Source organism: Photobacterium sp. NCIMB 13483, assembly GCF_003025475.1.
Taxonomy (GTDB): domain Bacteria; phylum Pseudomonadota; class Gammaproteobacteria; order Enterobacterales; family Vibrionaceae; genus Photobacterium; species Photobacterium piscicola.
Genome location: NZ_PYLV01000007.1, coordinates 76,534 through 88,618, shown reverse-complemented (window position 1 = coordinate 88,618; position 12,085 = coordinate 76,534). Strand labels below are relative to the sequence as shown.

Annotated in this window: 1 protein-coding gene; it reads right to left on the bottom strand. The window is 40.0% G+C overall.

Going from position 1 to position 12,085, the window contains the following annotated elements:
- Positions 1-121 precede the first annotated feature (121 nt).
- Positions 122-11,812: a GEVED domain-containing protein gene (locus C9I86_RS07930; RefSeq protein ID WP_107276082.1), complete on the bottom strand. Its 11,691-nt coding sequence runs from the start codon at positions 11,810-11,812 to the stop codon at positions 122-124.
- Between the last annotated feature and the right edge of the window lie 273 nt (positions 11,813-12,085).

Genomic DNA, 12,085 nt, shown 5'->3' with positions numbered 1-12,085 from the left:
TAAATAACGCCAACTTAACTAACGTATATAAAATAACTGTATTCCTTTTTCCAGATACTAATTATTAATAATGATTATTTAAAATTATATTGCAAAATAAAACTAAGCAAATATATTTCTTTTATTGAATCGCAATATGATAAATGACAGAACCTTGAATGCCTGGAGCTAAAAAGCCTGTCATTTCCCAGCGTACTTCACCTTCATAACCCGCAGCATTTATTCCATTCGCAGTAACAGTTGCACAAGTGAGCAACGTTGGGACGCTACCCGATGTACAATCTATTGCTTGAGATAATTCGGTATAACTCGGTGTACTATCAAAAATACTCACTTCAGTTAAATCGCCATTCCCTACGTTAGTGAAGGTTATAATGTATTCCAATATATCCCCAGGGCGGCCATTATTACTCACTCCAACAGCGGTACCTTGAGTAATATTACGCACACTCTTTTCAAGCTTTAACTCACCAGCACCACGGAACGTTGCTCTGACGGTGTCTTTATCTAACACTTGTCGCGTAATACCGTGTCCTGTTCCCGCACTATCACTAAAGATCATATCTGCTGCTATATCATAATGATATTGGGCATTAAGTGGCGCATTCGCTGGCACAAACACTTTGCTGAGTAAGCAAACCGTACTATTACCATTAACAGCAACCGGATTAATTATTTGTGCATCAGCACTATCGATTTCGCCATTACAATTATTATCGAAATACAGTACAGTATTCCAGCTGTCATTTACTGGAGCAACCTCTGGATTTATAATGGAAAAGTTCACACTCCCCGAGGTTGCAGCAGTAAACTTATGTGGGAATAATACTGCCTTTCCGGGTTCAACTTCACTGAAATTATCAGGTTCCATTCTTGGCTCACGTACCTTACCAAAATCAAGACCACTGATATCATCCCCCGCACTGGCGTTAATGGTCATCTGGCTATCAATCACACTGTTACTCGTCACTTGTGAAATAGCGGTAACATTGGCCTCGCTAATATCTATCCAATCCGCTTGTTTAATTACATCAAGTAGTAAATTTTTACCTGAAAAATCAACACCCAGAATAAATTTATAGCTACCATCCCCCGACGTAACATCTGTAGCTATCACATCCCCCGTTGTTACCCCTGTTACACCCGTGTCATTAAAGGTAACGGTGACGGTAAAGTTACCTAAGCCAATTTCAGTGCCGTCTTGAATACCATCGTGCGCTGCTATTGCACCACCAACACCATTGTCTTCAAACACCACACCACTTAAAACAATCCGATTGAGCAATTCAAATAAATGATCTTCGACTTCACCGTCAGCGGCGGCACCATCAAATGTATTACAACTGTTGGCCGCTGAACATAAACGCACTCGCATTACAGTGTTACCGTTAAACCCTTCAGCGCTGGCGGCATCTAACGTTATTGCTATATTATTATTTCCAGCTGTAACCGCTTGATCGTTAATTAATAATTCATTGCTATCAGCAAAATCACCGTCATTATTTAAATCAACCCAAATGCTCACAAACCCATTGCCCACCACTTGAATCGGTAATGTAGTACTGGTCTCTACAATAATTTGGGCGGGAATATTCAAATCTTCATCATTCTGACCATGAGTATCATCTCCCGATGCATCAGCGCTTACCCATTGCGCAAATTCAGGGTCCCAGCGAGAACCAAGGGATAAATCTGCCGCTCCATCTAATGCTACATCTAAATAAGCATGACTGGCTTGACCATAACTGACAGCAGCATCACCATAGTCAGTTGAATCATAACAACCAGCACCATCATTACCTTGCAAACTGCCCTCATTTGATGCTGTAAAATATTCAACTTCTTGGGTCATCACGTTAATACGATAAACGACAGCACGCTCATTTAAATCAATGGTACCGTCTTGGTTGGCATCATGATTACCGCCATTCGTCATCGCATAGAGACTAATCGCATTATCAATCACCAACGCACCCGCTTGTAATTTACCATTGGTATCTGCCGTTGGCTCTGCACCAAAGTAGGTTAATGGTTGCGCTGTCACTGCCCCTGTCGACACATTAATGCTATAGAGCATATCGCCATTTAAATCGACCGCATACCCCAATCCTGATTGACTGCTTATCGCTAAATCAGCACCTACCTCAATCGCACCACCACCATATGACCCGCCCATGGTGGCAATATCGAGTGGAACAGTTGTAAATGTCTGTGTATTAAGATCAATCTTAACCAAGGAATCCCATGAGGTGCGCCATACAATCAGATAATTACCATCAGCAGTGACATCACCAGCAGTCGGAGCACTCAATACAGTAGAAGTAGAACTATAGCCGCTATGACGCAGTGAATCACCGGCCGCAAAATCAAAACTTTCGCCATCTTGTAAACGACGAATAGTGGTAGCCGATTCTGCTCGAATTTCACCTAAATCAATAAAGCTGGTACCCGTTTTATCTGTCACAAATAAATGATGAATTCGATCAGCTTGTGACATATCGGTAAAGGTACCGTAAACCAACCCATTGACTCGGTTAAACCCTAGTGCATTGATATTATTTACATTGATCTGATTTGTAATAGCAATGGGATTAACAATATCGGTAAACGTGATCGGATCGGCAGTCACATTCAAAGAGTTGTAACTATAATCTGTTGCCGCAACAGGTAAGCGTGTTTGTACAATAAGATCACACTGATTATTTCCAACTAGATCTGATACCAACACACGATAATCTTCGACCTCACCATCATTAGCTAAACCAATAGGGCTATCACAGCCAACATCACTGCACAGACGTACTCTTAGATAGCTGTAACCAACCGTGGCATTCGCAGGAATTGGCACACTAAAACTATTACTACCTATAGATGCTGTAGTTTCTGCAATAATTTGTTCGCCTGCATCATCCCAATCCCCATCTAAATTAAAATCAAGCCATGCATATAACCGTTGTCCGCTACTTGTTCGCGTTGCGTCTTCGACAACATTTATCGTAATATCAAAATTTTCACCTTTCGTGGCCGCTAACACTATTGACACACCATCTTCATCGTCAAAGTTATCATCATCATCAGCAATAGCACCAATATTTTGAAGATTACCTAAATCAGCATCCCACAGGTTACCCATACGTAGATCGATCAATCCATTATCATCACTATCTGCCTGCACATGCGCTGCACCATCATTTTCATAAGTGGTAGTGTAATTACTGGTTCCAGTACCAACCGTGGTATCAGGAGCATCACCGAGGTCACTGCCTAAAACATTAGGCGCTTTAGTGAAACACCCTTTTTGTAGGTTATAACCAGCACCAGTACTTCCCGTAAAGCCAAACCGCACCATGTTATTACCTAGGTCATTACGGATATTTCGTGTAAATTGACCAACCATGACGCCATCGAGGTAATAGGTAAACTGATTGATCGAAGGATCCCATTCAAACTGCGCAATATGATAGCGGCCATCTTCCAGCTCTCCTCCCGCAACAGAGGTTGCAGAAATAAGCGTGTTAGCAGCATCTGGAGTATAGACATCACCATTCAGATAAACGCCTGTATGATCTATATATTGCCCACCCACAGCATCATCTGTCGCCCCTATAAAAGTATTATCAAAGGTATCAAATTCAAACACGACCGATGGTGAAACAGGCGTTGCACCAAAAATATCACCAACTCCTAACCCTCCACCAAAAGCACCAAAGGCATTCAGATCTCGTGTATCGGCAGAGAGTACAAACGTCATACCATCAGCACCACTTTCAATACCAGTAGGACAACCGATATTACAAGTTCTATCTCCGAGATAAACAGCAAGCTCAGCATACATAGGTTGGTTTAAATCAATATACTCATAACTCCATAAATACCCTTGTTGATTGGTGGTGTTAGGAGTCACAATATATTCACCATTCGCAGCTAAATAAGCATCACCACCTTCAAATACTACAGGTGCATCACAAATATTTGGTTGGACTGTATTAGAAATAATAGGCGTGACAACATCAGTATCATCTTCACCATTACCAAACCCATTATTGGGTGTCGAATCAATATCATTAATACTGGTTTCTATAATTTCAGCATGAATAGCAGGGGATGTTAATGATTGTGGTGCCAATCGAATCACAGCATAATCATTAAACCCTAAACCAATAGCACCAAGATCTAATTCTCCGGTTAATGGATCATAGGTGGTAATTTCTGTCACGCCATCACCGGCATACGCTTTCACAAAGCTGTACCCTGTTGGAATCGGAAGTGTTACCCTCGTATTAAGAGCGATTGTCGCTCCCATATTTTCAATACTTACCACGACATTAAATGGGATTCCAAGCGTAACATTAGCACCAGGTTGCATCGCTAGCTTTAACGACAAATCACCCAAAGGTCTTAATGAAAGTAAATGATCTTCTACCTCACCATCGCCACTACTTCCTGTTGGAGTATTACAAATTTCATTACTTGAACAAATTCGTAACCGAACAAAAGTGTCCACCAACTGCACGTCCGTTGGCACATTAAAATCTAATTGCGTATTACCTGACACGGTAACGTTAACGGTCTGTTTTTCATCAGTATCAAAAATACCGTTAGCATCAAAATCTATCCAACCATAAAGATTATCATTACCAGATGTCACGACTGGTACCGTTAGCGATACAGTATCGCCGCTGACAATAATCGAATTTATTGTTGGTTGAGTAAATCCATCTTCATCATCAGGTGTCATTCCATTAGTATCATCACCATCAGCTAACGTTGCTGGTTGACCATCATTTTCATTATCCGGTAAATTCACTCCTAAATATGGCAAACCAACATCAGTTTGGTGTCGAGGTCCATCATTTACTAATTCAGTAAAATAGCCATCAGCTGTTGGTGCATCCGCCCAATCTAAAGGTACAGGAGCATAACGACAACGTGCACCATCATTTCCTGCAGCGGAAGAGTTCGTTTGAGAAAAGAGTGTTGCAGTATAATTACCTGATGCCTTTGAGCCATCTAAAACATCAATACGATAAATTCGTCCAGGAGATGGATTTTCTGAAATATAAAAATAACCTTGATCATCAAAATACATCGCTCCAAATGGTCCAGATGAAATACCAGCAAGAGCTCCTAACGAGGTTCTCGTGCCTGTTGTAGGATTAAAACGGTACAACGTATTACTGGCCGTCGAAACGGCATATATCTGACCATCGATCGGATTAAAGGCGATGTCAGCATAGTTCAAACTTGTCGTCGATAAGATTCCAACTTGAGTTAAATAGGTTTCACTGTTTGGATTGGTATCAAATAAATAGAAATTACCGCCATTATGCGCATAAAGAATACCATTATCATCAATATCACCATTATTTGCTTGGCTTGGCATGGTAGAATTTGATATTGGTAATGAATACACATTATAAGCGTTATCTAAAATTGTTAGGGTATTGGTTCCTTGCACCGCCGCTAATGTATTGGAATGCATCGAATATCCCAACGCTGACCCTTGAGTTACTGAAGGATCAAGTAACGAAACATCTCCAGTTGCTAAATTTACAGCATTTAGCTCGCCAGATTGTGATAGATACGCAGATGTCGAACATGTATCAAACGAATTAACAGCAAAATCACCAAAATCAACGGTTACGACAGAGCCTGAAGACACATTAACTTCCACAACATTTGCCGAACTTGACATATAAGTTACAGGGTCAGCTATTGTTGCATTGATATAAGTGCCTGTTGCTTGGTCTAACGCACCAACTGTTGGTGGACAAGTTGGAGAAACTAAGTCTGTTTCATTCGCGGCTTCATAAACTTTATAGGTGCCAGTTGATGGTACATCAATGGCGTATGCACCCGTTACAGGATCAGATGTTGTTATATAACAAGTGGTTGTTGCCGTATTATAAACAATAATAGGAACCGCAATGCCTAACCCCGTTTCCGTCCCATCTCGTATACCGTTAGTAATAGTACCGCCACCGCTACCATCATCATTAAAAACAAACCCAGAAATAAACGGATTAATAGTAATTGGATGATCTTCTACTTCACCATTGGATACCGAATCATAAGCACGATCATCACTGCCTAAATTATCGACATCGGTTAAAGTATGATTAGTAATTCTCAAACGAATATAACTGTCACCAGCAACTCGCTGTAACCCCGTCCAACTGAGTGATGCCATACCATTTGCTATCGCTGATGTATCATTACAAGCGCTTGAGGTATATTCAGAAACTTCAAAGTCACCATTACTATTAGCATCAACCCAAGCATGAACCGTTGCGCCTAGATCACCACTACCGCTACTAAAATCATTACAGACAATATTAAAACTTAAATCACTGCCTGATAAACTCAATGTTCCCGCTATAGCATCTTCATCATCAGGTACTGTCCCTTTGGTATCATCACCTGAACCATCAAAGCTAGTATCAGTCCCATCACCAAAGGCATCAGATTCACTGTCAGGACCCGTACTTCCTAAATAAATTGTTCCATCAATAGCATGAGATGGTCCATTTGATGCCGCTCGGGTTTTATAATCACCTAGCGTTGTACCCACATTGGCATCAGGTGCATCACCATAGTCACAAGCTAATCCATTAGTTGCAACAACGGTTATTTCACCAAAAATATGTCGCTGAGAAGCGGGATCATTGTTATGCCCAGTATGTGTAAAATAAATACCATTATTCGGGTCAAAGGTTTGATCACCTGTAATAACAGGCGATGTTTCAATGATAGAACCATCATCGTTCATCGTAATAGCTTGCATGGTGACGCTATTATCGCTTTGAACAAACATCTTTAAGCGATAACGTTTATAAGATGTTGTCATAAAACCAGCAGAATTTCCCATCACGGTCACAGGTGATTGGCTATAACTGGCAACAGTGGAATTAGATCCATTCCAAAGAGCATCTACACCTAAATAGACCGCATTATCACCGATCAATATTCCGTTCATATTGGTATGATCAGTAATCCAAAATAGTGCATCTCCATCCCCTGAATTTAGGTTTCTGAGTCGCATTTCTATCTCAATGCCAATTGGATAAGTAATTTGTTGGTTAGGCGCTAAAATTTCCAATTCAAATCGTTTCGATGGTTGCCCACTGCCTGCCTGTGAATACAGTTCGTCACCGACAATACTGGTTCCCGAGAATCCATCAGCAGGGTTATCGTTATAACCATCAAGCTGAGTTATTTGCTCACCCGTTTCAGCATTATTCGATACAGCACAGTAAACTTGTGGAAGCGTAGGTTCAATTTCAGCGATTAAAATCTGATCTTCTACTTCACCCGCACCACCATTACCAAAGGAACGAGGATCTTCATCACTTCCTGTCGCACTATCTGTTAAAATTTGATCACTGATTCGAACACGTAAATAATATTCATCCATTGATGATAATGCAGGTAAAGTACTCCACAACATAGATGTTCCAACATTTGAACTTCCAGTCGGAATGATAATAGGATCACCTGCACTCACACCACCATCAACCAACTCATCTTTATCAAACGTACCGCTATTGTCCCAATCCACCCATGCATATAAATAAGCATCAGCTCCTGATGAATTATTGACTAACTGATTATAGGAAAAAGTCGTACTGGTTTCATAGAGCTGAGTGATACCTAGAGAATCTTCATCATCAGTTCCGTCTAAATCATCGCCATTGGCACTGGTTGATTGTGTTCCCTCCAATTCACCGTCAGGTGCTGTAGTACCGATAAAAATCGCCCCCAGAACTACGCTATGGTAAGGACCATTATCGCTGGAAATAGTACGATAATCGTTATTCCCGACGCCGACACCTATGTCTGGGGCATCACCAAAGTCCACCAATACTGAACTATCTCGCCAATCAACATCCCCTCCAGAGCTCACATCCCCATCAAGATCCGGAAAGTTATCGACTTGAGAATTATCAAAATTACCATTTATATCAACAAAGTCATCACCATTATCATAGTTATTATCTAAACCATTTATACCCACAGTACCTAACAATGTTAATCCAGCTTCAGCTGTATCATCACCACCTTGATTATCCGAATTGAGGTCTAAATAATCAGGTTCATCCGTAGTATCTGTATTGACAGGCGTTAACCCATTTGTTGAAGTATAAGCAGAATTTAAACCGTTATTTGCAGTATATGTTGCTGCATCATCAGTATTTGGTGGAATGTATCCGAGGGTTGTTTGTGCTTCAATATTATCTGGAATCCCATCACCATCAGAATCTAAATCTAAATGATTAGGTATGCCATCATTATCGGAATCAATCATCGATGTTGGTGTACAATACGTTTGCCCAGAGGCACCGCCAAGGTTAATAGTCAAACCCTGATTTCCACCGGCATACTCATTAATATATAAGCGTAATTTATCCCCTTCATCGAATTGAATATTCGTTACCCCTGGTGAGGGTTGTGTCCATGCAGCGGTACAAAATAAAACAGTTTCTGTTCCATCAGCGGCTATTTTTATACCCATTTTACTATCATGAGTCGTCCCTGATGGAAGAAGATCATAAAGCCCGGTTTCGCCAGCGTTAAATGTATGTTCATGCCGGACTATCCAATGTGTTCCTGTTGGATTAGAACCTGTTACATTACCGCCATTATTATTTAATGTTGCTAATAATGTAGATGAACCGCCATTATACCAATCAACTCTTAATTCCCCTGGGAACTCATCCATTGTGCCCGATGCAATCTCAGTTACTGATGCTATACCAAGTTGATCACCACAACTTGGACCACTACCACCTTGATAAACTTTGATATCCCACGCTGACTCAAACACTGGTGTATTCGAACAAGCATATCCTTCATCAACATCTAAAATTCCGTCATTATCATCATCAATATCAATATCATCATTCACTCCATCATTATCCGTATCTAATGGAACAACAACAGGAGGAATCGTCGCAGTTACGGTAATAATATGATCTTCAACTTCACCACTGCCTCCTGCATTAAACGAACGCGGATCTTCCAAGCCACCACTTGCACCGCCTAATACAAGTTCAGTCTCTGATATACGAATACGAAGATAATGCTGATCACCAACACTTAATCCACTAATACCAGACCAATTTAAAGATGATGAAGTAGCAGCATCTGCGATGTTAATTTGTCCATCAGTACCCAAACCATTTGAGATAAATTCATCGACATCAAAGGTACCACTATTATCCCAATCAACCCATGCGTATAAATATGCAAGAGAACCTGTTGAATTAACAACATCAATAGTTTCAGTAAAGGTTGTTGCGGTATCTTCTATGGTTAAACTCGATACACTATCTTCATCGTTTGTCGCATTATTATTATCGCCATCTGCGGTTGTTACACCAGCTCCGAGAGCATCGGATTCTTCATCGGTGGCATTCGTACCAATAAGTAATAACGTTGAACTAATATGAGATGGGCCATTATCTGCTAATAGTGTTCGATAGTTGCTAACTCCAACACCAACACCTGAATCAGGAGCATCACCATAATCTGCAAAAGTAGAAGTTACCGCTTGAGTCGCAGAAAATTCCGAGGTCTGACCTGCATAAAAAGCCCCTGCACTATTACTATCTGATAATGCAATAGCGCCTATTTGAGCACCAGAAGAAACGCCTGATACCGTAACTGTACCGCTGAAAGTCCCATTGGTTTGATTCGTTAAGCGACCAAGATAAGCAGTACCCTCACCATAAGTTAGACCGGTTATTTCGTTACCAATGCTGGGCATAAAACTCCAACCACCTACAGGACTTGGCGTATTTGATGATGTACTAGTATCTCCAACTCCTGATGTAATAACGTAAAATTGTAATTCATAACTATTTTCCTGAATTGCAGTACCATTACACATAGTTCCTTCAACAGTTAATGTATTACCATCAATCGTTGCCGCAGTAATAACGGGAATACTCGGTCCTGTTACTGTTGGAGTTCCGTGATAGGTTGCTAAATAACATCCGGTGCTATCACCTTGATGTGAATTGGTATCAATACCATTATTCTCACCCACATCAATCGCAATACCACCATTACCACCAAACTGATTTTGACTAACTTTTATTGCTCGACTAGCACCATTCGCTAAATCGATACCATTTACATCCGTTCCGCCATTAATAACCTTATTATATTCAGCATTAATATGAGCACCATAACCTAAAGAAATACCCGATTTAGGGTACCACTCTGAATTACGTGAATTATCATAGTTATTATCACTTTTAATATAAAATCCACGGGTATTGGTGACGGTATTTCGTAAAATATCTAAGTAAGAGCTTCCCGCGGCATTATCAATACCTGCAAATCCTGCATTATCAACATAATTACCTTGTACGGTTAAAGCATTCATCCCTCGATCAAAAACCATTCCAGAACCATCAACATTAATAATATAATTATCAGTAATAACAAATTTTGTTCTAGAATCAGTTGGCCCCGTTAAATACCAAATAATAATGGCGGCATCCCAAGTATTATTAAAATAGTTATTATCTATTTTCCCGAATGTATCGTAATCTTGTTCAGCGCCCCAATTAATACCATTATTAATAATCACACCACGATAAAGTTGATTATTAGCATCATTTCCATTGGGTAAAACACCAATAACATTATTTACAAAGTCAAAATTTTGAATACCATCAGGAGCAAAAAAAGCAGGCCCAGCAACTGTACCATCACTATCATCGGCATAAATAGCAATATCACGAATTGTGACATTATGAACATTTGTCGCTAACTCAATACCTGCACACCCAGTCCATGTTGAACTTTCATCAGCAGGCTCTTGATAAAAACTCCGCTCACAATTATCAGCAATATGATTAATAGCAAAATCAGGTGCATCCACTCGACTAATTGAACGGCTGTTCCAATCAGCACCAACCGTGGTTATTGTACCGAGAAGAGTTGAATCAAGCTCACGCAGTAATGTTGCATCAGAAAAATCGTGAGCAGTACCATCAATCGTAATGTTACCTTCAGTAATGGTTGGAAAAACCACCATTGCAAAATCAAAGTCTTGGTTTTCTACCTCCCACCACGATGTGCGATTAGGAGGGACCACTGGTACAAAACGCATTGTATTTGCACCACTATAAGCATTCGCGTTTAATAAAAATTGCTGATAAGAACCAACACCATCAAATTCTGTGTTTACAACAACATTGAAGCTAAAGCCAAAACTTAAATTGCCAAGATTATAATCAAGATACAACCCCGTAATATGCTCACGAGTTCCTGCATTTGTTGTAACGTCTCCCCCTGTTGCTGTTTTACCACCATAACAAACATCAAAACTGTGAGTGGCATTCGTGGTTAAAACACTCCCCCCAATGCCATCTGCACAATATGATTGTATGGCAAAAGGCGTCGGGATTGTGCTTAGAGCCTCTATACCAATGGTTTGTTCTGCAACCAAGCCACCGCTACCATTACTGGCGGTTGTCGGTGCATCAGCAGCAACCCAATACACCGCATTCGCTAATCCAGTAAAAGAATAGCTACCATTAGCATTAGTGATATCTGTTGCAACAACGGTATCTCCGCTATCGGGTAAATTATCGCCATCATCTAGATAAATCGTTACAGTAATACCAGGTAAACCGCGCTGATCTCCAGAGTTATCATTTAAAGTAACATCACCATCAGTTAATCCATCACCAGTGATGTCCTCAAAGACTGTTCCTGTAACAGAGGCTGCTAATGCACTATTACTAATAAAAAAAAGTAATAAAACAAAAACATTTATTATATTCCATCCTTTGAACATAAACACCTCAAAGTATTAATAAAGAAAACATACCTATAATTATTTCAACCATTACAATCCAACAATCTCATGTCATTTATATGGATATAATGGAACAAAGAACAACTAATAAAACCAAGCATCATCTATGCCAAAAAAAAACCATTTTAAAACAAGCAATATATTATGCTTATTTCAAAATGGTTTTTATTTTTAGAATATTTATTGCATAACAAGACTGTAGTACACGAATATTAAATTAGAGCCGTACTTTAATATTAACAAGAGCTGTCA

Excerpts from the sequence above, each read along its gene's own strand:
- C9I86_RS07930 (WP_107276082.1), bottom strand. The coding sequence starts at position 11,812 with ATGTTCAAAGGATGGAATATAATAAATGTTTTTGTTTTATTACTTTTT.